The sequence below is a fragment of the Gardnerella sp. DNF01159 genome (genome assembly GCF_049244215.1).
Taxonomy (GTDB): domain Bacteria; phylum Actinomycetota; class Actinomycetes; order Actinomycetales; family Bifidobacteriaceae; genus Bifidobacterium; species Bifidobacterium swidsinskii.
Genome location: NZ_CP058387.1, coordinates 630,605 through 653,304 on the forward strand (window position 1 = coordinate 630,605; position 22,700 = coordinate 653,304).

Consider the following 22,700-nt stretch of genomic DNA (forward strand, 5'->3'; position numbering starts at 1 on the left):
TTTTATTCGTATGCAACTAGCTCGGTTTATGCCTCTCAGTTATACTTGAAAGTGCGAATCACATATTTTGCACTATAAAACGTTATAAACGCTATAAATGCTATAAATGCATTTAGTGGAGGAAATATTTACAATATGATACGACGCAGTTGGAGAATAGCTTGCAATATTGCAAATAATGAGCGAATTTCTGGATTAATTATGCTTGGTTTTGCTCTTACTGGCTTATTGCTTGCAAACATTCCTTTAACAGCGCCAATATTTGAAGCCATATCGCATACTCATGTAGGCATTCCGTGGACGAATATACATATGTCAATTGGTCATTGGGTGCAAGACGGCGTGCTTACTATTTTCTTCCTGTCAGTTGGCTTAGATTTAAAACACGAACTTATTGCTGGTTCGCTTTCTGATCCTCGTGCAGCTGCAATGCCAATGATTTGTGCTGTTGGTGGAATGATTGTACCTCCTTTACTGTTTGTTGCTACGGTAACTGTATTTTCTGAATTGCATGCCGGGCAGGAGATTATGCGTCTTACTTCTGGCGCTTTACCTTCGCTTGATATGGTTCGTGACGGGTGGGCAATACCTACGGCAACGGATATAGCTTTCTCTCTTGCTGTTCTTGCTTTATTTGCAAAAACTTTGCCACATGCTTTGCGCGCATTTCTTATGACTCTTGCTACAGTAGACGATTTGCTTGGAATAGCACTTATTGCTGTGTTCTTCTCGTCTCTTAACGCATGGTATTGGTTTGCTGGAGTAGTTGCTTGTGGTTTGGTTTGGACTACTTTAGTGCGTTTAAAGCGTGTTCCGTGGCCGTTGGTTGTAATAGTAGGAATTATGGCATGGATTATGATGTATGAAGCTGGTGTGCATCCAACTTTAGCTGGAGTAATGGTGGGTTTGCTAACTCCGGCGCATTTAGTTCATGGTGAACAAACGCTTCGGGCTGAACGCTATCGTGAAAAAATTCAGCCTGTTTCTGCGTTATTGGCTCTTCCAATTTTCGCTCTTTTCGCTACAGGAGTGCATTTTGAAACATTGACTTGGGAGTTGTTCTTCTCGCCAATTTTGATTGCCATCACTATTGCTCTTGTTGTTGGTAAACCTGTTGGAATTATGGTAACTGCTTGGATATCAAAGCGTGTTCTGGGCTTGAAAGTTCCTGATGGTCTTCGAGTAGTAGACTTAATGCCTACAGCATGTGCGTGTGGAATTGGTTTCACTGTTTCTCTTCTTATTGCTTCTCTTGCGTATTCTGACGCAGATTTGTCTGCTGAAGCACGTTTTGGAGTTCTTGTTGCTTCTATTATTGCTGCAGGAGTTTCTGGATTCTTACTTTCTATGCAATCAAAGCATATGGAAGAAGAATTAGATGAAGTTGAAGACTAATTTCAATTATATTCTTAACATCTTTGCAAGTAAGTTTCTAATGGAGAAATCATGTTTAATAGTAAAGAAGATTTTTCAGTAGATGTTCCACCTTGGAATAACACGTATCATCGTGGTTCTGTTGTGATGCGCGGTTCTATGATTCCTAAGGAGAGCACTACAGAGACGCTTCTTCGTAACGATAACAATCAGCAGCTTGTTTCTGGAGTTGGTGTAGAAGTAGATAAAAGATGGGATTGGCGTAGTGCGGATCCGTGGCGTGCGCTTCGTATTCAAGCTGAGTTTGTTGATGGTTTTGACGCGCTTGCATCGTTAGGTAAAGCTGTTAGTATTTTTGGTTCTGCTCGAATAAAAGAAAACGATCCCGAGTATTCTTTAGCGCGCACTATGGGCTCAGAGCTTGCAAAACGTGGTTTTGCTGTTATTACAGGTGGCGGTCCTGGAATTATGGAAGCTGCAAACCGTGGAGCTGCAGAAGCTGGTGGTACGTCTGTAGGATTGGGGATTGAGCTTCCTCATGAGCAGGGTTTGAATAAATGGATTAATCTTGGCATGCAATTTCGGTATTTTTTCGTGCGTAAAACAATGTTTATGAAGTATTCTTCTGGAATTATTGTGTGCCCTGGCGGTTTTGGCACAATGGATGAAATGTTTGAAGCTTTGACTTTAGTGCAAACGCATAAGGTTGCGCGCGTGCCTGTTGTTCTTTTCGGTACTTCGTACTGGAATGGTTTGATTGACTGGCTGAAGTCTACAGTAACTCAACGAGGTTTTATTTCTTCGCTCGATCCGCACTTGTTTGCTGTTACAGACGACCCAATAGAGGCGGTGCGCATAGCATCTGGAATTGAATAATCTAAGAGTTTTTGCGCTCGTTTACAAGCGTTGTAAGCTGCCAAATTTCTTCGCCAATATCAATTCCGCGAGGGCATTGTCTTGAACATGCTCTAACTGACTGGCATGCGCTAATACCGTCACTGCTGTCTATTAGATCAAGACGATGCTCTGTTGCGTTGTCTCTGGAATCGTAAATAAAACGAGCCGCGTTAACCAATGCTGCAGGCCCAATAAAGGCTTCTCCGCCTGCATAAATTGGGCAAATTCCTTCGCAAGCACCGCACATAATGCAATTGCTCAAAAGCTCAAATTTTTTAAGTTCCTCAGGATGTTGCAAAAACTCAATAAGCTGGAGTTTCCCTTCAGTATTTCTCGTAGAAACGTTAGATGCTTGCAAATAAGGTTCTAAGCGTTTTATTTGCGAAATCATAGGCGAAATATCGCAAATAAGATCTCGCTGAACTGCAAATCCTGAAAGTGGAGCAAGCTCAATAATACCAAAAGTGCCATTTTGCAAAGTGGTAGTTTCTTTAGATTTTTGCTTTAAAGTTGGCGATTTTGCCGGCTGTGAGGAGCTGCTTGTAGTGCCAGTTTTTCTAAAGCCTCGAGATTGCACGCTATCTGTGCTTTCAGGACGTGCGTTTGCGCCAATAGTTGCACTGCATAGTAAGGTTGGCATGCCATTTACGTTTGCAGCGTCAGAACCGCAAACGCCGTGACCGCATGAGTAGCGGAAAGCTAAAGTTGGGTCGATTGTGCGTTTAATAGCTAGTAAACAGTCAAGAATAGTGTCAGTAGAATGAACGCGTAAACTGTAATCTTGAACCCAATGCTTACCTTGAATTCGTTTTGGAGAAGATTCGTAAGATTCGGAAGATTCACTGGATTCACTAGATATTCTGGATTCACTAGATTCTGAAGAATTGTTTATGTTATTTTCTGAAGAATCTAGTTTTGCGAAAGGATTACTGCGCTTCCTGCGCGCAAAAGGACTTTCTCTGCGCTTGTGCTCCGTCTGTTTACTGTTTGAATTATCTTCAGATTTATCAAATGGAGTAAAACGTGAAATACGCAAAGTAACAAGCGCAGTGTTATCACCAAGCTCATTACTCATTGCAAACCTCCAATACGTACTGTTCTAGTTTGCCACAATACTTGCACAGAAACATTTTTTAGTACTTGGCGCATCCTCACGTTAGGCTTGAACTATGACTGACGCTTTATTTTTGCTTGATACTGATCACGATAATGCTCCTGTGCTTGCAGAAGGAATCGAAGAAGGGTGGACGATTGCGCTTCCATCTCAAGTAAAACGTCACGCTATATCCGCCATGCGGTTATCAGAAGGCGATGCTTTGCAACTTTCTGACGGCAAAGGCTTGCGCATTCACGCAAAGGTGACGGATGTAGAAAACGGCTTGGTTTGTGTAGAAGCATTTACTAGGGAAGCTCCTCGCATGACTAGACTTGCGCTTGTTCAAGCTTTGGCAAAAACAGGGCACGATGAGCAAGCAATTGATATGGCTACGCAAATTGGCGTGGATGAAGTAATCCCTTGGTGTGCGGATCGTTCAATTGCAAAGTGGAAACCTGGTCGCACAGATAAGCGTTGGAGCCAAGTTTTACAGTCTGCTACAGAGCAATCTCGTCGCGCATGGATGCCTGAACTTCAAGAATGTGTTTCAAGCAAGCAAATAGTGGCAATATGTAGGCGTGCGTGCGTTTACGGAAATCTCGTAATTGTATTGCATCAAGACGCAACTGATTGCTGGAATCAAATAGAACAAGCAGTAAATACTCTTAGCGAGCGCTGTTTGGAGGATGGTAAAGAGCGCACTGTTTACGTTTTGGTTGGGCCAGAAGGCGGTATTAGTGACGATGAAGTGTCAATGTTTATTGATGCTGGTGCTAAAAGCTGCGTTTTAGGCAGTAATATTCTTCGTGCATCTACTGCAGGCCCTGTAGCTCTTTCTCTTCTTTCGCGCGCTTTAGGACGTTACGAATAATCGCATAAATCGTATCTAAAAGTGCTCATAATTGTGTAAAATAGTAAGAAGCATGTCGATTGCTTTTTAGCTTAAGGCATTGATTTCATTTAGTAACAAATAGGGGAGAAACCATGAGTGGTATCACTTACAATACTGATGCTGATTGCATTTTTTGTAAAATTGTTGCTGGAGAAATACCGAGCAGCAGAGTTTATGAAGACGATTCGGTAGTTGCTTTTAAAGATATTAATCCGCAAGCAAAAGTGCATGTGCTGATTGTGCCGCGCAATCACTATAAGAATGTTGCTGAGCTTGCTAGTAAGGCTCCTGAAACTTTGGCTCATATTGCTGGTGTTGCGCAAAAAATTGCTGATGATGAATTCAACGGTGATTATCGACTCGTATTTAATACTGGTATTGATGCTGGTCAAACAGTGTTTCATGTTCATGCTCATGTATTGACTGGCGAAAAACTTGTAGAAGGTAGCTTGTAAACCGTGACGAAAAGTACTACGCGTTTTGTGCAAATTCCTAGCGAATTAAGCTCGGTTGCAGTTTTAGGTGCTGCAGATGCTGGTTTGCGTGAAGTAGAACATGCTTTTCCAGAAGCAGATATTACTGTGCGAGGCAAAGATGTTCAAATTGTTGCTCGTTCAGCTAGAGCAGATGAAGATGCAGCTAAAGCTGAGTATGCGTTTAGACGCATGATTGATGCGGCTTACGAACAACCTATGGATGCGTACGAAGTAAGACGCATGCTTGAGCGTGATATTTTGCATAACGGTGAACACAATGTGCGTATAAACCGTATCGGTCATGATGGTGGAGTGCTTGGGAATAGTATTACTTCTTCGTCGTATGTAATTAATAATTCTGTTTCGCGCACTGAAAATGAGTTTTCAAGAGATTCAAGTGAGCTGTTGCCTTCTAGTGAAGAAGCGCATCGCCGTGCTATGAGTAGAAGAGCTCGAATGAGTAAAGGCGTGATTACGTTTGCTGGAGGAAATCCTGTTCGCGCAAAAACTGCTGGACAAACAGCGTACGTGCAAGCAATGGATTGCAATATTGTAACGTTTGGGATTGGTCCTGCTGGCACTGGAAAAACGTATTTAGCAGTTGCTAAAGCTGTTCGTGCATTGGAAGATGGAAGAGTCCGCAGAATTGTTCTTACTCGTCCTGCTGTTGAAGCTGGCGAAAACTTAGGATTCTTGCCTGGTACTTTAAACGATAAGGTTGATCCATATTTGCGTCCACTCTATGATGCACTTTCTGATATGCTTGGATCTGCACAACTAAAACGCTATCTTGACGAGAATGTTGTTGAAGTTGCTCCTCTTGCTTATATGCGAGGGCGCACATTAAACGATGCTTTTGTTATTCTTGATGAAGCGCAAAATGCGACTGTTCAGCAATTAAAAATGTTCCTGACTCGACTTGGTTTTAATACAACCATGGTGATTACAGGAGATAGCACGCAGGTTGATTTAGCAGTTGTACGTTCTGGTCTTGTTTCTATCGAGAAGATTTTGGGCGAAGTTAAAGATATTGCTTTTGTGCATTTGCAAGCAGAAGACGTTGTGCGTCATGCTTTGGTTGGTCGTATTGTGGAAGCATACGAAAATTACGATGCAATGCTTGAGCGTAAAAAACGTGAACGTACTAAAGAATCTACTGAGAGGAATAACGGATAAATCATGAGCATTGAAGTCATGAATGAAACAGTGTGGAATATTGACGCTAAAATCTTCTCAGATCTTGGAATGTGGGTTCTTCAACAAATGAAAGTAAGTACGCATTCGGATTTATCAATTACTTTTGTTGATCCAGAGCCAATTGCCTGTTTGCATGAACGTTGGATGAACCTAGAAGGCCCAACGGATGTTATGAGTTTCCCAATGGACGAACTTACTCCTGGAAGCGATGAAAAAGTTTCTGAAGGAATGCTTGGAGACTTGGTGATTTGCCCGTGGGTTGCTCAACAGCAGGCGCTCGCAGCTGGGCATAGTACTATGGAAGAAATGTTGTTGCTAACTATTCACGGTATTTTGCATTTGCTTGGCTACGATCACACTACTCCGGAAGAAGAAAAGCAAATGTTTGGTTTGCAACGTCAACTAATGCTTACTTTTTTCGCTGCTCGATCTGGAGAATTGTATGATGCAACTTTGCCAGAAGGTGCAGTAAACGAGCTTGAGCGTTACGATGCTGAGCATGAAGCGAGTAGCGTCAAAAATAAAAATAAAAAACAGCATTAAAGCGCATTAAGAGCATAATTATGGAATATATTAAACGAATATTTTCTAGCATATCAGTTCCGCAATTGCCGTTGCATGTCTGGATTGGTTTAGCCGCATTGCTTATGCTGGCAATGCTGCTTGTATGGCTTTCGCTTGCGATGGCTGCTGCAGAAGGTGCAGTGCCTAGAGTTACTCGTGCAAGCTTAAATAATCTTATGATTGAAGCGCAAACGCATGATGATGAAACTAGTGCCATAGTGCGTATGCGTCGAATTGCTAGAATCCATCGTGTAAAAAAACTGATTGCTGACCGTTATACAACTTCTGGAGCATGCGCTTTTGTGCGTGTGCTATGTAACGTTTTAGATGGAGTTTTGTTTGCTTCTTTAGCTGCATTTTTCGGCTCGCCTTTATGGGTAACTCTTATTATTGGTGTTGTTGTTTCAGTAGTTGTAGCTGTGATTTCTATTCTTGTTCGCCCACGTTCGGTTGGTGCGGCTCAACCTGTAGCAAAGTTGATGCGGCTTTCTCGCATTGTGTCTATTGCTATTGCGATTAATCCTTTAGTGCATATTGCTAGCGATGTTGACGTCACTTCTAGGAAAAAGCATGTTGATCCGTCAGATGATGAAGCTTTGGAAGATATTCAGCTGGATCAAGCAAAGGCTAGTATTGACCGACTTGTTGAAGCGAATGATTTCGATCCGGAAGTTTCGGAAATGATGCGCAATGTGCTCACGCTTTCAGATACTTTGACTCGCGAAATAATGGTACCTAGAACCGATATGATTTGCGTAAAAAGCGACGAAACGCTGGAAAATTTCCTTAAATTATGCTCTCGCTCAGGATTTTCTCGAGTTCCCGTCATTGGAGATTCTGTAGATGATTTAGTAGGTGTTGCTTATTTGAAGGATGCTGTACGCGCTACTGTGTTTAATCCTGCAGCATCTTCTAGAGCAGTTGAAACAATTAGCCGAGACCCTATGCTTGTTCCTGAGTCGAAGCCGGTTGACGATTTATTCCACGAAATGCAGCGAATTCGCCAGCATGTGGCAGTAGTGGTTGACGAATATGGTGGAATTGCTGGTTTGGTTACTATTGAGGATGCTATTGAGCAAATTGTTGGCGAGTTGGAAGATGAGCACGATCGCACTCAGCATGCAGATCCGGAAGAAATACGTGACGGCGTGTGGAAGATGCCTGCTCGAACGTCAATCGCAGATTTGGAAGATATTTTTGAAGTTCATATTGACGAAGACGATGTGGATACTGTGTTTGGTTTGCTTACGAAGTTGATTGGTAATGTGCCGATTGTTGGTTCCAGTGCTATTACAAGAGGACTAAAATTAACTGCTGTAGATTCAGCTGGTAGGCGAAAGAAAGTATCTACTATTTTAGTAGAACGAGATGCGCAAGTTTTGGAAGAGTCTAAGGATAATCAAAATGACATTAGCTCTTCCGAAAAATCTGCTGAAAGCAAACAAACCAATGCTTTGAAGCAAGCTAGTACTATGAAACAAACGAATATGCTGAAATAAAGAACTGGACGGTAAGAATAACGTGAATAATATTAACAACTTTGACGATACTGATGACTTCGATGACACTGATGACTTTGACGACGAGATGTTTGCAAATCTAGACGCTTCAACTTGCGCAACGATTTCTACTCCTGATTTTCACGGTTATCGTTCCGGTTTCGTAGCTGTAGTTGGTAGACCAAACGTTGGTAAGTCTACGCTTATGAATGCTCTTATTGGTACGCAAATTGCTATTGCGTCTTCTCGTCCGGAAACTACGCGTAAGGCTATTCGAGGGATTGTTACTACCGATAATGCACAAATGGTGTTGGTTGATACTCCTGGTATTCACCGTCCTCGTACGCTTCTTGGTCAGCGTTTGAACGATATTGTTGACGAGTCGCTTGCAGATGTTGACGCGATTGCATTTTTGCTCCCAGCAGACCAGGAAATAGGACCAGGAGATAGGCGAATTTTAAGCCGTCTTCGCTCTGATTTTGCTAAAAAAGATGAGAAGGGCAATTGGACTTGGAAAGTTCCGCTTATCGGTATTGTTACGAAAATCGATACGCTTAGTCGCAGTGAGTTAGTTACGCATTTGCTTCAAATTCAGCAGTTTGCTGATTTTACGGATATTGTGCCTGTGAGTGCGTTGGAACGTGACAATGTTGACGAAGTTAAGAATGTTTTGATTCAAAACTTGCCGGAAGGTCCGCAAATGTATCCGGCGGATCAGCTTAGTGAGGAAAGCACAGAAAGCATGATTTCGGAGCTTATTCGCGGCGCATTTTTGGAAGAGTTGGACGACGAGTTGCCTCATTCTTTAGCTGTTGTAGTTGACGATATTGTGTATCCGGGGGATGGCGAAGATACTCAATACGAAGACAACAAAGCGCATGTGCTTGTATCTGTTTATGTTGAGCGTGATTCTCAAAAGCCGATTATTATTGGTCATCGTGCGGAGCATTTAGTGCGCGTAAAGAAGCGTTTGCGCACGGCGGTAAATCGTATTACTGGAACAAAAGCTGTGCTTGAATTGCACGTGAAAGTTGCAAAAGGATGGCAGAGCGACCCTAAGAAGCTTGAGCGTTTAGGGTTCTAGTAGAGCATATTTTGCTTATTTCGATATTATTGGACAATTACTTAATTTTATTGTGCCTTAAGCCTAATGTGTTTGCACAAAATTGTCGTAAATTAATGCAAAACCGCGGCGAGCAAGTTGAATAAAACAAGTTAAGCCGCGGTTTTGCGATATGCACTTAGTTAAGTTAATTTAAACAAACTACTTTTTGCGCGTCGTATACATTTGTGTATTAAGTAAAGTAGTGTAACGCTTAATAACTCGTGGACGAATAATCTTCATAGACGCAGTCATTAAGCCGTTTTCTTGCGTAAACTCTTCTGGCAAAATAATGAACTTTCGCACAGATTCTGCGCGTGACACGCCTTCATTGGCAAGATCTATAAATTTTTGCACTTCAGCACGAACAACAGCATTATTAGCAGCCTCTTCCATGCTCATAGTGGCGTCAAGACCCTTGAGTTTAAGCCAATTTCGTAAAGTTTCTTCGTCTAAAGTAACAAGTGCAGAAATAAACGGACGCTTATCTCCAAGAACGAGAGCTTGAGACACAAGTTCGCATCTCTTAATCATCTCTTCAATAGGTCCAGGAGCAACATTCTTACCGCCAGCAGTAATAATCAAATCCTTCTTACGTCCGGTAATATAAAGCATGCCATCGTCGTCAATTCGTCCCAAATCGCCTGTTGCATACCATCCGTCTTTAGTAAATGAAGTTTCTGTTGCTTCATCGTTTTTGTGATACTTATGGAATACGCAAGTGCCTTTAATTTGAACTTCGCCGTCGGATGCGATTCGCAAAGTAAAAGCTGGGAATGCGATGCCAACAGAACCTTCTCGGAATGGAACTCCAATAGGAGTAAACGCGCATGGTGCAGTAGTTTCTGTAAGACCATAACCTTCGTAGACAGGAACTCCTGCTCCGCGGAAGAATGAAAGCAATTCAGGATCTAGAGGAGCTCCACCTGCAACAATCCAGCGTGCGCGACCGCCAAGAGCTTGACGAAGTGGACGATAAACAAGCGGATCGTAAGCAGTGCGGCGAGCTTTAGTAAGAGCTTTAGCATCACCAAATTCCTGAACTTCCTTCATATACTGTTGAGCCGTCACAACAGCACCCTGGAAAGCCAAGCCTTTAGCACCGTGACCAGCCTTCTGCGAAGCTGCGTTATAAACCTTCTCAAGAACTCGAGGGACAACGATCATAACCGTAGGTTTTGCAACTTGCAAATCAGAAATCAAAGTAGGAATACCTTGAGCAATATAAATGCGCAACGTACTTGCAACAACAATATAGTTAATTGCTCTTGCAAAAGAGTGTGCTTGAGGAAGGAACAAAAGCACAGAACCGTCTTTTTCGCTAAGCAAATTTGGCAAGTAAACAGGCAAATTCAACGCTGTAGTGCAATAGTGTTCGTGAGTCATTTCCACGCCTTTAGGTGCAGCTGTGGAACCAGAAGTGTAAACAATAGAGCACAAGTCTGTTTTCTTTACAGAATCAATGCGAGCATCTAGTTCCTCATCGCTAACAGCGTATCCGAAAGCTTGAAGTTCTGCTAAACCGCCTGTTTCAATGCAAATAATGCGTTCCAAGCTTGGGCATTCTTCAATAGCTCCATCAGCTTTATCTCGCATGTCAGTTGTTTCAACAATAAGGAAACGCGAGTCGGAATTATTCACAATATTGCGAATTTGCTCAGCTGAATCCGTGTCATAAATAGTTGCAAGAACACCACCACAAGCCATAACTGCTGCGTCGGTGACGTCCCACTCATATGATGTTTTGCACATAAGGGCAACGGCGTCGCCTTTGCGCAATCCGTAGTGCATCAAACCTTTTGCAGCATCGCGTACTTCTTGAAGGAACTGATTAGCTGTTTTTGTGACCCACTTATCGTTTTCTTTATAAGTGTAAAGCGGATCGTCACCCATACGTGCTGCGCGATCTGCATATAAGTCATAAATGCTTGTGCCTTCGTCAAGAGGTGCTGCGCTTTCGGTTTTTGTGGTCAGCAAGCCTGTTTCCGGATCGATAAACGTCGTTGTTGGCATTTGCGCGCCCCACTCTTCTACGTGTGGAAGGCGTTGCTTTTGTGAAAGTAAAGTATTTGTGTTTTCTTGATCCGTATTAAGGTAGTCTGGTTCGCCTGCACGGTCATCGCTGACTGGGTGCGCGAAGTTACTGCCAATACGCAATGCTTTACGGGCAAGATTAAACGCTTGCTGTTGGAGTGCATTAAAAACGGACACATTTGCTCCTTCATTATGCCAAACGGCTTGCGGATTAAGCGCACATCATAGTATCATGCTATGCACTTGCATACTATTAACTATAATAATCGTTCGTATGCTCAAGTAGCAGTTATATTCGATTTGATTAGTAATAATTTTGTATTTGCCATAAGTCGTAGCCTGTCGTTAGAATAGCAAAGTTGCTTTGGCGAGGGAATATGCCGCTAGCTTTGTGGCAGAGTTCCGTTATCGACTGGGCTGATAGCCTCTTATGGTTTTCGGCGCGTCGGTGCGCCTGAAGCTGGATTAACAAACTAAACTATCCAGACCATAAGGAGACCGATATGGCTACAAAAATTACTCTTGAAGGCGAATTGCGCACTGAGTTTGGTAAGGGTGTTGCTCGTCGTTTGCGCGTAGCTAAGCTGATTCCAGCAAGCCTTTATGCTGGCGGTGCTGAACCAGTGCATGTTACTCTTCCAATGCGCGAAACCACTTTGGCTTTGCGTCACGCTAATGCTTTGTTCACTATTAAGTTTGGCAAGGAATCTCGCATTGCAGTTGTTAAGGATGTTCAGCGTAACCCTGTTAAGCGCATTGTAGAACACATTGACTTCTACGAAGTTAAGGCTGGCGAAAAGATTGACGTTGAAGTTCCAGTCTTCGTTGAAGGCACTCCAAAGGGTGCTGCAGTTGCATTCGTGGATGTCCAGGAGCTCAAGGTTCGCGCAGACGTTGCTAACTTGCCAGAGCGTTTGGTTGTTAACGTTGATGGTTTGACCGACGGCATCAAGGTGTTTGCTAAGGATGTCAAGCTTCCTGAGGGTGTTGAGCTCGATATGGATGGCGAAGAATCCGTTGTGAGCGTCACTGTTCCTGAAGATGCTGCTACAGCCGAAGCTGCTGCTCCTGCTGCAGATGCTGCTGCCGCCGCTCCAGCTGCTGCTCCTGCTGCAGAAGAAAAGTAAGTTAACGTATTCACTTATAACTTATAAAATAGTTTAAAATTTTAAGCCGCATAAGTCAGTTCTTATGCGGCTTTTTTCATATAAAATCAACAAATTTGCTAAATAATTTTTACTTTAAAGCATATTTTTTGAAATATTTCTTAAGATATTTTGGCGTGTAAGTTTTGCGAAAAACAAGAATCGTATTATTCTATACGTTAATTGCGGTAAAAGGCAAGTAGAAATAATCCACATAGAAAAGAGACATAATGGCTGATTTAGAAGTAGCTCCAGAGTTTTCTGACGCTTATGAGTCTTATGATCATAGCGATACAACTCTGTTGAACAAATTGGCTGGCAACTTTGAAGTTCTGCCGAATGATAATCCAGTTTCGGACGCAAAGCGCAACGAACTTATTGATAAGCCTGCTTTCGGTCAGATTTTCTCCGACAATATGGTTCATATGTCTTGGACTAAAGGCGAAGGATGGTCTGATCGTCGTGTAGAGCCTTATGGTCCATTGAAAATGGATCCAGGTGCATCTGTGTTGCACTATGCTCAGGAGTGCTTTGAAGGTTTGAAGGCTTATAAGCGCGCCGACGGCTCTATTTGGCTTTTCCGCCCAGATATTAATGCTGCTCGTTTCCAAAATTCTGCTAAGCGTTTGTATTTGCCGGAACTCTCTATTGATGATTTTATTGGATCGGTTGCAGCCTTGGTAAAGCGAGATAAGCAATGGGTTCCGAGCCGTCGAGAGTATACGCTTTACATGCGTCCATTCATGTTTGCTTCCGAGCCGTTCCTCGGTGTGCGCGAAGCTCACGAAGTTGAATACTGTGTTATCGCTTCTCCATCCGGCCCATACTTCAAGGGTGGTTTGAAGCCTGTTAGCATTTGGGTTGAAGATCAGTGGTTCCGTACTGGTCCTGGTGGTACTGGTTTTGCTAAGTGCGGTGGAAATTACGCTGCTTCCTTGCTTGGTGAATACAAGGGTATTGAGCACGGTTGCGAGCAGGTGTGCTTCGTCGATGCTGCAACTAAGACTTATTTGGAAGAGCTTGGTGGCATGAATATGTTCGCACTCCACAAGGATGGCCATTTGGAAACTCCATCTCTTACTGGCAGTATTCTTCCTGGCGTTACGCGTCGTTCTTTGATTCAGCTTGCTGAGGAAGCAGGACATAAGGTTGTTGAAACCATGATTCCTCTTCAAGGGTTGCTTGACGACATTCGTTCTGGCGAGGTTACTGAAGTCTTTGCTTGCGGTACTGCTGCAATCATTACGCCAATTGGTCGCTTTAAGTCCGATGAATTCGATCTTAAGGTTGCCGATGGTGGCGTTGGTGAGTTAACTCAGGCTTTGCGCGATGAGTTACTTGGCATTCAGCTCGGTGATGTCGAAGATAAGCATAACTGGATGTGGAAAGTTTGCGACTGATTTATATAAGTTAGTTAATATTATCTAATCTAATGTTGCTTATGGCGCGTTGTACTCTATATATTTAGATATCGTATAGAGTACAACGCGTTTGTTTGTTATGCGCGCAGTGTTTTGGTGAATTTATTTGAAGGGAAATGCTTTGGAAGGTGCGTTAGGGGATAACATCTTTTTTCTTATAGTTGAGTATGTTGCTATGGGATGTTGTGGCATGGTTGGCGGCATGTGGGCTATTCGTAAGAATTATGATGTTTTTGCGATTATTACTACGTCTTGGATAACTGCATTGGGTGGCGGTATTGTTCGTGATGTGTTGCTTGGAGCATTGCCACCTGTTGGTATTGCTGATCGTGGTTTTGTTATTACAGGTCTGCTTTCTGGTGTTATTGTGGCTGTTGCTCACCCTGAGATTGATAAATGGCGTTGGTTTATGCTTACGCTTGATGCCTTGGCGTTGGGCCTGTTTGCTGTGAATGGCACAGCAAAAGGTTTGGACTTCCACATGTCTGGTATGGCTTCAGTATTTTTAGGAATGGCAACTGCTTTAGGAGGTGGTTTGATTCGCGACATGATTTTGAATCAAGTTCCTGTTATTGTGCGGGATAAGCATTGGTATGCTTTCCCTGCTTCAGTGGGATGTATACTAACCGTTTGTGTTGTAAAAGCAAGGTATGCAGGTTATTTTGGTTTAACTGTTGAAATATTGCTTGATATCCTTATTGTTGCTCTTGTTGTTGCAATGCGTTTGTTGTCTGTGAAACTAGATTTAACTTTATTTGGAGCAATGAACCGCACGGAACCTATTAAGGTTAGACGTCCTCGTATTCGTCGTATTAATAATCGTCGTCATCGTTAATATTGGGTAAGCGGCAAAAAAGTGTGTCTAAAAACCCGAGTTTTCGTTGAAATACCAAGGGAAGCTCGCTGTCATTAAGCTAAAAAGCTTAACATTTAGTATTACTTGACATTGAAAACAAATAGAGGTATAAGGCGTGCGATGTGCTTAATACATGCCTAGATTAAGTAGTAAACGCTGCCCAATATGCTCTCATTCAATGAAGAGAAATGGTAGAACACGTAAAGGTGCTATCCATTGGAGATGTACTGCATGTGGAATGTCTTTTACAAGGAAACGTGAAGATATTACACATGTAGCACAATTTGATAAATTCATTCATTGGATTATGGGAAACCAGACTCAATGTGAAGCCTGTCCTAGTGGTTCTGATAGAACATGGCGATATCGGATTGAATGGTATTGGAATGTTAAACCAGAATTACCCGAGACAGGCGAAATTTATGACTATGTTCAAATCGATGGAACATACCTTCCATACGGGTGGTGTTTATTAACCGCGGCAAGCAAGGGTAAAGTTATTGCTTTGCAATGGTGTAACAAAGAAAATTATTGATGACCAGCAATCAATTGGGTCTTCGGGTTTCGATACAAGCTTTGACTTATGTAGGGCAGATTACTACCCAGATATATCAATTAGAAAAGGAACACTACACTAACGACACGCCTGAATAAACACGTTTACAGACACACTTTTGCCGCTTACCTGATTATGACGGCATTTCTATCAATCAAGTATTATATTATCGCCTTGTGAGCATAACAACGTGAGTCACTCACCACATGTTTGGCCAACATGCTGTTTACTGGAATACGCTTACTCACTAATTGATAAGGCCAATATTAGAGAGGTCATCTTATGATGAAGAAAGTTAGTTCATTGTTACTAGCTGCAGCATCATTACTTGGAAGTATGGTGTTTGCAACTCCATCTTTTGCAGTTCAATCAACATCACAATATGGGAATTTTAAGTCTGAAATGAGAGGATTGCGTTCTCCAGATGGTCGACGTTCAATTGTTCCAGTATCTGGACAAGGATTGAATGTGCATACGCTAGCTGGTGATACTATCGTAGTAAAGAATAATATAGCTACTTGGAGAGATGCAACAAATCATACTATAGCAACTATCAATTTAACAGTTCATGACGGGCAGCATGTTGATTTTGGTTATAGCAAAGTTCTTCATAGGATTGCTCCTACTGTTTCCTTAGAGACAGCTTTAGAACGTGGTGGAAAGAAACATCATTGTATTCCTAAATGGATTGGTGTGGGATGGAATGTTTTATGGGATGCAACAGTTTGTACTCCATTATCACTTGGTATTTCTGGATTGGCGTCACCAATTGCTGGTGTTTCGGCTGATATAGCTTGTAGCGCTGCAGGTGGCACTTTGACAGCAGCATTGGGGTGTTAATATGGATGATGCAACTATTTCGAAGAAGCATGCCACAACAGGGCATCGGTCATGGCTTGCTTCGTTTGCTACCATTTGGCTGACGAGTGTTGTTTTCTCGTGCATCAATCATTTACCTTGGTATGCCAATGCTATTTCAGGGGTAATCTTGCTGATCGCAGCGTTTGTATGCCATGCATTGTTGCAGCATCACCATGTGAAGCCTATGGATTACGTGGTGTTTGCTGCTGCCGTGGCAGTTATACTCGTAGTGGTACTCGTATTGGCGTATATCGTCTAAATTACGTTGCCGATAGAGTGATATAAATAATCCCCAGCACCGATTGGTACTGGGGATTTTCCTTACATGCTGTGTTATGCAGTTACCTGCACAAACTTCACAGAGCGTTAATCGCTACAGCAAGACCAGACTTGCGGTTTGCAGCCTGATTCTTATGAATCACGCCACGACCTGCAGCCTTGTCAAGCTTCTTAGCGGCTACTGCGAAAGCGGCCTGCGCTGCAGCCTTATCACCAGCGGTGATGGCTTCACGAGTAGCACGAATAGCAGTCTTCAAAGCAGACTTTACTGCTACGTTACGCTTATGTGCTTTCTCGTTAGTGAGAACACGCTTTTTCTGCGACTTAATGTTTGCCACTGTTACTCCAAACGACGTTTGCTATATAAGGACATACAAATGATAAGTGTATCATGCTTATTAGATAAATATAGTAGTTTATATAATTAATTTGTTATTGTTGGTTTAATTAAAAACTTATTGAATATGCTATTTAATAAATAACTTTCGTATTTTGCACTTTACGCTAAGGTAGTAGATTTGCTAATATTGATTAGTTATAGTGCTTGATTTATGTTTGCATGTTTTCATGTATTCGCATTCTTAAAAGGAGATATTTGCCTTGATTACACCGCATAACCAGCCAGGATTTACGGATCAATCGTTGATACGCAATTTCTGCATTATTGCGCATATCGATCACGGCAAGTCTACTGTAGCTGACCGCATTTTACAACTTTCAGGAATCGTGCCAGAGCGTGAAATGCGAGACCGTTTCTTGGATCGCATGGATATTGAGCAAGAGCGCGGTATTACTATTAAATCTCAGGCTGTTCGAGTGCCGTGGACTTTTGAAGGCAAAGAGTATTCGCTTGGCATGATTGATACTCCTGGTCACGTCGATTTTACTTACGAGGTTTCACGCGCGCTGGCAGCATGCGAAGGTGCGGTGCTGCTTGTTGACGCAACTCAGGGCATTGAAGCGCAAACGCTTTCTAATCTTTATATGGCAATCGACCACAATTTGACGATTATTCCTGTGCTTAACAAAATCGACTTGCCAAGCGCAGAGCCAGACAAGCATGCTGAAGAAATAGCTGGATTAATTGGTTGCAAGCCGGAGGACGTGTTGCGCGTTTCTGGTAAAACCGGCGAAGGTGTTAAAGACTTACTTGATCAAATTGTGCTGGAAGTTCCAGCCCCAAGCGGAAATCCTGATTCTCCTGCTCGCGCGCTCATTTTTGATTCAGTCTACGATTCGTATCGCGGAATTGTCACCTATATTCGTATGGTTGATGGCGAACTTAAGTCGCGCGAAAAATTGCATATGATGGGAATCGGCATGACGCACGATCCTATTGAAATCGGCGTTATTAGCCCAGATATGACTCCAACAAAGGCGCTTGGAGCTGGCGAAGTCGGCTACGTAATTACAGGCGCAAAAGACGTGAGTCAATCTAAAGTCGGAGACACTATTACTAGCGCCGTAAATCCTGCATCTGAGCCTTTGGATGGCTACCGCGACCCTAAACCTATGGTTTACGCAGGTCTTTTCCCAATTGATAACGCTCAATTCCCAGATCTTCGAGATGCTCTCGACAAGCTAAAACTTAATGATGCAGCTCTTATTTACGAGCCAGAAACGTCTGTTGCGTTGGGCTTTGGTTTCCGTTGTGGATTCTTAGGTCTTCTACACATGGAGATTGTTTCAGAGCGCTTAAGCCGCGAGTTTGGCTTGGATCTTATTTCCACTGCTCCTAACGTAACTTATGACGTCACTAGCGAAGATGGTAAAGAACATCACGTAACAAATCCTAGCGAGTTTCCAGAAGGCAAGATTAAGCGCATTATTGAGCCAATGGTTGCTGCAGATATTATTACGCCGAAAGAATTTATTGGTGCTGTAATGGATTTGTGCCAGGATCATCGCGGAGAAATGGGCACAATGGAATACATTAGTGCAGACCGCGTGGAAATGCATTACAGGATTCCTCTTGCAGAAATCGTTTTTGACTTCTTTGATCAGCTTAAAAGCCGCACAAAAGGCTATGCTTCTCTTGACTACCACGAAGATGGCGAGCAAGCTGCCGATTTAGTGAAAGTTGATATTCTTATTCAGGGAGATAAGGTTGACGCTTTTAGTGCGATTGTGCACCGAGATAAGGCTTATTCTTACGGCGTTATGATGACTAAGAAGCTTCGTGGACTTATTCCTCGTCAGCAGTTTGAAATTCCAATTCAGGCTGCAATTGGCTCTAGAATTATTGCTCGTGAAACTATTAGCGCTCTTCGAAAAGACGTGCTCGCTAAATGCTACGGCGGCGATATTACGCGTAAACGTAAGCTTCTTGAAAAGCAGAAGGCTGGTAAGAAGCGCATGAAGATGCTCGGACATGTTGAAGTTCCGCAGGAAGCATTCGTTGCGGCTTTGGCTACAGACGAGAGCGCAAACGATCGCGATACTAAAGATAAGATTCGCGCAGCGCAAAAGTCTGAAGGATGAGTTTAGAGTTGGATGCTGAATTAAATAAATCAGCTATGCAAACTGAAAGTATGCCTTTTGAAGTGTACGTGCACGTGCCGTTTTGCTTGCGCCGCTGCGGTTATTGCGATTTTAACACGTATACTGCTCGCGATTTGGGTGAAGGTGCAAGTCGCGAAGGTTATGCGGATGTTGCGATTCAAGAGATGCGTCTTGTAAAAAAATGGCAGGAATATCACGGAATTTTCGAACCTAAAGCGCAATCTGTTTTCTTCGGTGGAGGCACTCCAACAGTTCTTAAAGCGCAAGATTTAGTGCGAATTTTGCAAGAAATACGCAACTTGTGGGGGTTTAATAAAGACGCGGAAATAACTACTGAAGCAAATCCGGATACTGCAGACGAAAAGTATATTGAAACGCTTGCAGAAGGCGGATTTACGCGAATATCTTTCGGAATGCAATCAGCAGTGCCGCATGTTCTTAAAACTCTTGACCGCACGCATACTCCAGAAAACGTAACTCGCGGTGTAAAAGCAGCAAACGCATGTGGTTTGCGTTCAAGTGTTGACTTGATTTATGGCGCTCCGGGAGAGAGTCTAGACGATTGGCGAGAGTCAGTAGAAATGGCTTTAAGCCTAGGTGTTAACCATATTTCTGCATATGCGCTAACGGTAGAGCCGCGCACAAAAATGGGTCGTCAAATCGCTGCTGGCACTATTCAAGCGCCAAACGACGATGATGAAGCTCAAAAATACGAGTTGGCAGACGAACTTTTTAACTCTGCTGGATTACAATGGTACGAGATTTCTAATTGGGCGCGTCCGGGTTTTGAATCTCAACATAATCTTGGCTACTGGCGAAATATTGATTGGGCTGGAATTGGTCCTGGAGCACATTCGCACTACAATGCTGCCAATCGTATTAGTAAACAAAGCATGGATGATAGTGCTTCTTTAGCTAATCCAAACGAGTTTTATAACCTTCGCTCATGGGATATTTTGCACCCAAAACGATGGGCGCATGCTATAAATCTTGGAAATGTGCCGTGGCAAAACTACGAGTGTATAAATGCTGAAGATGCGCTTATTGAAGAAGTAATGCTTGGGCTTCGCATTAAAGAAGGTCTTAATATTTTGCAATTGTGCGAAAAGATGCGCGAAACTAATAAGGTGTTCGATGATTCGCATTTGCAAAAAGTGTTACGCGAAGTGTGTAAGGAAGATTTGGCAGTGTTGCACGAAAATCGCATTATCGCAACACGCAAAGGTAGGCTGCTCAACGATTTATTAATAGAAAGAATTGTCGACGCGTGTGAAGAAGGCCTTACCGTGCTAAAATAGTGCGTATTGTGTCATAAATGCTTGATATACGAAAATTCAATGTAGAAAGGAACAATCATGGCAAACCGCAAAGAGCGTCGCGCGAAGGAAAGGCAGAGCCGCAAGGGGATTCCTTCTCAATATGATGAAACAAAAGGTCGCGCTCGCGGAGGCATGATTGACGAATACAATTTACAAGAACGCTCTAGAAGACTTCAAGAGAGGGGAACTGGTCCTTGGAAGCCAACTTCTAACGTGACAGCTGAGGAGGAGAGACTGGCTCGCAATGTTAAGCGATCTCAGGTGGGCGATGATACTTGGAATGTTGTTCGTAAAGTTGTCGGAGTGTTTTCCTGGGCTGTGATTTTGCTTTCCGCGCTTGCTTTCTTGGTGATTATGTGGCTTCCTAGCCAGCCTATTGTGCTTGTTGTGGTAGTTTCCGTTTTGTTTGCATTAGGCGTGTTTGGCTTGTTCTTTAGCTTTAGTAATTCTAGGCAGAATCCGCGCCTTGACGAGCACGGCACTGCGATTTAGATGTACTTATAAAATAAGAATGTTTTTTAATGATTAAGGTGGGCACTTGCTAATAACAACGTGCTCGCCTTAGTTATTTGTGTGCGCTCCGACCTGCTTTCGCGCTTAGAGCGTAGCGCGCGAAAGCAACTCGGAGCGGAAACTCGCTTAAGTTGGAAGTCCAGTGGACTTCCAACGCGAGTTTCGTAAGCGAGCGCTTATTCCTCACGGCTATTGGTAGCCGTTCGGCTGATTTGGCATGTGAAGCACACCGTGCTTCACAATTGAGCCAAATCACGCTTTGAAAGAGCTTGAAATCCTGTTGATTTCAAGCTCGGCCAAAGCGCGCGAGCGCATACTGCGTTACGGTCTCTAGTTGGCGCTCTTCGGACATTCGCGCATTTACACAATAGGATGCTTAATGTAGTAATCTCGCATTGACTTCTTGGAAATTATTTCCTCGCTGCCTTGATTTGCAGATATGCCGATTCTCGCGCGAATCCACGGATCTTCTTTATGCGTTCTTTCGCTGAGCTGATTTCCTGTAAGATTTCCAAGTTTTGCGCACACTTCCTCTATAATCTTGACCTGCTCATATTCTAAAGTTGCGCATCTTTCTGGAAGAGAAATCAGTAGTTCTTCTTTGCGAATTGTGAATCTTCCTCGATGCCTGTTAAATAATTCCAATGAAACCGGACCGTTCGTCCAAGCTTCAAAATCTTCCGGAAATAGTGACAATCCAGTTGTAGCTAAGCTGTGCGCTTGAGAATAATACACAAGCTTCTGCAGCTTCATAGTTGTCATTGGTCCCATAATTTCCAATATTTTTGCCGCTACATTAATAATGCCCATCACGCATCTCCTTTTTCTTTGCAACAAATTAATAGCGATTTTATGAATGGAAAAAGTGAGCGTCAATTCGATTAAAGAAATGTGGACAACTTGTATTATGAGTTATTTTTTAGTTTGTGTTATTTTGCAAGTTCAACTTATTTGATTGTTGTTTTGCGAACTAATCATTTAATAGTTCAACATGCAATAAGTTAATAAGCGAGTAAGTTAATAAACTAATTTCGTGAATCTATAAGCGCGTAGCCATGTCTTACAAGCACAGATTTAAGTTGCGTAAGATAAGCGAGTGAAGCTCTTGAAAGCTTCGTGCGCTCGTTGGTAATCCAGCCAACAAGCATAGTGTCATCACATTCAAGCGGAATAGTGACAATTTTTTCATTGTTTAAATCGCCGTTATCTATTCCAGTGCAAACAGTGTAACCATTCAACCCAATAATAAAGTTTAAAATGGTAGCGCGGTCAGAAACGTTGATCTTTTTCGGTGGGCGAGTAGGCCAAACCGCTTCTTCTGCGAAGAAGAAACTTCCTTCTTCTCCCTGTTCGTATTGAATAAACGGATACGGTTTCAAATCTTCCAAGCTCAAGCTTTTTCGCACTGCAAGCGGATTATTTCTAGAAAGAAAAACATGCAATTTTGCTCGGAAAAGCGGGTGGAATTCCAAATGTTTTTCACGAAGCAGCTTGCCGATTACATCCTTGTTGTAGTCAGAAAGATAAAGAATTCCAAGGTCTGCGCGCATATCGCTTACTTGCTTAATGATATTTTTTGTGCGCGTCTCGCGAATTGAAAACTCGTATTCGTTAGAATGAATACTGCGAATCATATCGACGAATGCTTCAACAGCAAACATGTAGTGTTGTGTTGCAACGCTGCATAATTGTGGGCGAGGCTTCGTACTTTTGTATCGTTCTTCAAGAAGATCCGCCTGCTCAATTACTTGTCGAGCGTACGTCAAAAACTCAGCTCCATCAGCTGTTAATGCAATTCCTTGAGTGGATCTAGTGAAAATTTCAATGTTAAGTTCTCTTTCAAGCTCTTTTACAGAAGAGCTCAATGCTGGTTGTGAAATATATAGTGCTCGTGCTGCTTCATTCATTGAACCGCAGTCAACGATTTTTACAATATACTTCAGTTGTAGCAAAGTCATACGAGCTTCTTTCGTGAGCTAAAAGTTACGATAATCATCAAAAATCACATAAATGAGCCGCTAACGAATCTAGCAAAAGGTATAGGCATAACCTAATTCTTAGTTGTCATAACCATAGTTCCACATAACCATAGTTTTATATATAATCTTAGTAGTATA

20 protein-coding genes and 2 pseudogenes are annotated in these 22,700 nt (G+C 42.7%); 17 read left to right on the forward strand and 5 right to left on the reverse strand.

Annotation, left to right across the window (positions count from 1 at the left end; translation table 11 throughout):
* Positions 1–135 precede the first annotated feature (135 nt).
* Positions 136–1,374: pseudogene (locus HXT39_RS02285) on the forward strand (Na+/H+ antiporter NhaA); the annotation flags it as partial.
* A 72-nt stretch (positions 1,375–1,446) separates the two neighbouring features.
* Positions 1,447–2,250, forward strand: coding sequence for a TIGR00730 family Rossman fold protein (locus tag HXT39_RS02290; protein WP_103013855.1), 804 nt, complete (start codon positions 1,447–1,449; stop codon positions 2,248–2,250).
* Between the two features lies 1 nt (position 2,251).
* Here the strand turns inward: HXT39_RS02290 and HXT39_RS02295 are convergent, their stop codons facing one another.
* Entirely contained in the window at positions 2,252–3,346 is a 1,095-nt protein-coding gene (locus HXT39_RS02295) for a succinate dehydrogenase/fumarate reductase iron-sulfur subunit (protein WP_103013856.1), read from the reverse strand.
* 94 nt (positions 3,347–3,440) lie between these two features.
* Here HXT39_RS02295 and HXT39_RS02300 point away from each other — a divergent pair, with 94 nt between their 5' ends.
* The 6 genes from HXT39_RS02300 to era all read left to right on the forward strand — a co-directional run bounded on the left by HXT39_RS02300 (position 3,441) and on the right by era (position 9,079).
* Complete coding sequence (locus HXT39_RS02300; protein WP_103013857.1) at positions 3,441–4,238, forward strand: 16S rRNA (uracil(1498)-N(3))-methyltransferase; 798 nt, start codon at positions 3,441–3,443, stop codon at positions 4,236–4,238.
* Positions 4,239–4,351: 113 nt separating this feature from the next.
* Entirely contained in the window at positions 4,352–4,714 is a 363-nt protein-coding gene (locus HXT39_RS02305) for a histidine triad nucleotide-binding protein (RefSeq protein ID WP_004108733.1), read from the forward strand.
* A 3-nt stretch (positions 4,715–4,717) separates the two neighbouring features.
* A complete protein-coding gene (locus HXT39_RS02310) occupies positions 4,718–5,911 on the forward strand; it encodes a PhoH family protein (protein WP_064621624.1) in 1,194 nt (397 codons plus the stop codon).
* A gap of 3 nt (positions 5,912–5,914) precedes the next feature.
* A complete protein-coding gene (gene ybeY / locus HXT39_RS02315) occupies positions 5,915–6,475 on the forward strand; it encodes an rRNA maturation RNase YbeY (protein WP_064340645.1) in 561 nt (186 codons plus the stop codon).
* A gap of 20 nt (positions 6,476–6,495) precedes the next feature.
* Entirely contained in the window at positions 6,496–7,995 is a 1,500-nt protein-coding gene (locus tag HXT39_RS02320; RefSeq protein WP_103013858.1) for a hemolysin family protein, read from the forward strand.
* Between the two features lie 22 nt (positions 7,996–8,017).
* Positions 8,018–9,079: a GTPase Era gene (era, locus tag HXT39_RS02325; protein ID WP_004108744.1), complete on the forward strand. Its 1,062-nt coding sequence runs from the start codon at positions 8,018–8,020 to the stop codon at positions 9,077–9,079.
* Positions 9,080–9,259: 180 nt separating this feature from the next.
* Here the strand turns inward: era and HXT39_RS02330 are convergent, their stop codons facing one another.
* Positions 9,260–11,308 carry an AMP-dependent synthetase/ligase gene (locus HXT39_RS02330; RefSeq protein WP_012914232.1) on the reverse strand — a complete coding sequence of 683 codons (2,049 nt, stop codon included), beginning with the start codon at positions 11,306–11,308 and terminating at the stop codon, positions 9,260–9,262.
* Between the two features lie 326 nt (positions 11,309–11,634).
* Between HXT39_RS02330 and HXT39_RS02335 the strand changes: the two genes are divergently transcribed.
* The 6 genes and pseudogenes from HXT39_RS02335 (at position 11,635) to HXT39_RS02360 (ending at position 16,229) form a co-directional block, all read left to right on the forward strand.
* A complete protein-coding gene (locus tag HXT39_RS02335; protein WP_012914231.1) occupies positions 11,635–12,258 on the forward strand; it encodes a 50S ribosomal protein L25/general stress protein Ctc in 624 nt (207 codons plus the stop codon).
* A gap of 248 nt (positions 12,259–12,506) precedes the next feature.
* The gene (locus HXT39_RS02340; RefSeq protein WP_004108753.1) at positions 12,507–13,676 is read left to right on the forward strand and encodes a branched-chain amino acid aminotransferase; all 1,170 of its coding nucleotides are present in this window, start codon (positions 12,507–12,509) and stop codon (positions 13,674–13,676) included.
* Positions 13,677–13,818: 142 nt separating this feature from the next.
* A complete protein-coding gene (locus HXT39_RS02345; protein ID WP_102703144.1) occupies positions 13,819–14,532 on the forward strand; it encodes a trimeric intracellular cation channel family protein in 714 nt (237 codons plus the stop codon).
* A gap of 154 nt (positions 14,533–14,686) precedes the next feature.
* Positions 14,687–15,082, forward strand: a pseudogene (locus HXT39_RS02350) (transposase-like zinc-binding domain-containing protein); the annotation flags it as partial.
* 309 nt (positions 15,083–15,391) lie between these two features.
* Complete coding sequence (locus tag HXT39_RS02355) at positions 15,392–15,949, forward strand: hypothetical protein (RefSeq protein WP_102703143.1); 558 nt, start codon at positions 15,392–15,394, stop codon at positions 15,947–15,949.
* Position 15,950: 1 nt separating this feature from the next.
* Positions 15,951–16,229, forward strand: coding sequence for a hypothetical protein (locus HXT39_RS02360; protein ID WP_033888441.1), 279 nt, complete (start codon positions 15,951–15,953; stop codon positions 16,227–16,229).
* A gap of 97 nt (positions 16,230–16,326) precedes the next feature.
* On the opposite strand, the gene rpsT is transcribed toward HXT39_RS02360, so the two are convergent.
* Positions 16,327–16,587 (reverse strand): 30S ribosomal protein S20, encoded by a 261-nt coding sequence (gene rpsT / locus HXT39_RS02365; protein WP_004106518.1) that lies wholly within the window; start codon positions 16,585–16,587, stop codon positions 16,327–16,329.
* A 262-nt stretch (positions 16,588–16,849) separates the two neighbouring features.
* Here rpsT and lepA point away from each other — a divergent pair, with 262 nt between their 5' ends.
* From lepA to HXT39_RS02380, 3 genes are read left to right on the forward strand one after another with little or no spacing between them, the layout of a single operon-like run.
* On the forward strand, positions 16,850–18,730 hold the full coding sequence (gene lepA, locus HXT39_RS02370) for a translation elongation factor 4 (RefSeq protein WP_012914227.1): 1,881 nt from the start codon (positions 16,850–16,852) through the stop codon (positions 18,728–18,730).
* On the forward strand, positions 18,727–20,049 hold the full coding sequence (gene hemW / locus HXT39_RS02375; RefSeq protein WP_004108768.1) for a radical SAM family heme chaperone HemW: 1,323 nt from the start codon (positions 18,727–18,729) through the stop codon (positions 20,047–20,049). The genes lepA and hemW overlap by 4 nt, the downstream gene beginning before the upstream one ends.
* 57 nt (positions 20,050–20,106) lie before the next feature.
* On the forward strand, positions 20,107–20,562 hold the full coding sequence (locus HXT39_RS02380) for a hypothetical protein (protein WP_004108771.1): 456 nt from the start codon (positions 20,107–20,109) through the stop codon (positions 20,560–20,562).
* A gap of 381 nt (positions 20,563–20,943) precedes the next feature.
* Here the strand turns inward: HXT39_RS02380 and HXT39_RS02385 are convergent, their stop codons facing one another.
* Both HXT39_RS02385 and HXT39_RS02390 read right to left on the reverse strand, forming a co-directional pair.
* A complete protein-coding gene (locus HXT39_RS02385; RefSeq protein WP_064340324.1) occupies positions 20,944–21,393 on the reverse strand; it encodes a Panacea domain-containing protein in 450 nt (149 codons plus the stop codon).
* A gap of 215 nt (positions 21,394–21,608) precedes the next feature.
* Positions 21,609–22,541: a LysR family transcriptional regulator gene (locus HXT39_RS02390; protein WP_012914223.1), complete on the reverse strand. Its 933-nt coding sequence runs from the start codon at positions 22,539–22,541 to the stop codon at positions 21,609–21,611.
* Between the last annotated feature and the right edge of the window lie 159 nt (positions 22,542–22,700).

Coding starts and splice junctions, on each gene's coding strand:
- HXT39_RS02290 (WP_103013855.1), top strand. CDS start 1,447: ATGTTTAATAGTAAAGAAGATTTTTCAGTAGATGTTCCACCTTGGAAT.
- HXT39_RS02295 (WP_103013856.1), bottom strand. CDS start 3,346: ATGAGTAATGAGCTTGGTGATAACACTGCGCTTGTTACTTTGCGTATT.
- HXT39_RS02300 (WP_103013857.1), top strand. CDS start 3,441: ATGACTGACGCTTTATTTTTGCTTGATACTGATCACGATAATGCTCCT.
- HXT39_RS02305 (WP_004108733.1), top strand. CDS start 4,352: ATGAGTGGTATCACTTACAATACTGATGCTGATTGCATTTTTTGTAAA.
- ybeY (WP_064340645.1), top strand. CDS start 5,915: ATGAGCATTGAAGTCATGAATGAAACAGTGTGGAATATTGACGCTAAA.
- HXT39_RS02320 (WP_103013858.1), top strand. CDS start 6,496: ATGGAATATATTAAACGAATATTTTCTAGCATATCAGTTCCGCAATTG.
- HXT39_RS02335 (WP_012914231.1), top strand. CDS start 11,635: ATGGCTACAAAAATTACTCTTGAAGGCGAATTGCGCACTGAGTTTGGT.
- HXT39_RS02340 (WP_004108753.1), top strand. CDS start 12,507: ATGGCTGATTTAGAAGTAGCTCCAGAGTTTTCTGACGCTTATGAGTCT.
- HXT39_RS02355 (WP_102703143.1), top strand. CDS start 15,392: ATGATGAAGAAAGTTAGTTCATTGTTACTAGCTGCAGCATCATTACTT.
- HXT39_RS02360 (WP_033888441.1), top strand. CDS start 15,951: ATGGATGATGCAACTATTTCGAAGAAGCATGCCACAACAGGGCATCGG.
- hemW (WP_004108768.1), top strand. CDS start 18,727: ATGAGTTTAGAGTTGGATGCTGAATTAAATAAATCAGCTATGCAAACT.
- HXT39_RS02380 (WP_004108771.1), top strand. CDS start 20,107: ATGGCAAACCGCAAAGAGCGTCGCGCGAAGGAAAGGCAGAGCCGCAAG.
- HXT39_RS02385 (WP_064340324.1), bottom strand. CDS start 21,393: ATGGGCATTATTAATGTAGCGGCAAAAATATTGGAAATTATGGGACCA.
- HXT39_RS02390 (WP_012914223.1), bottom strand. CDS start 22,541: ATGACTTTGCTACAACTGAAGTATATTGTAAAAATCGTTGACTGCGGT.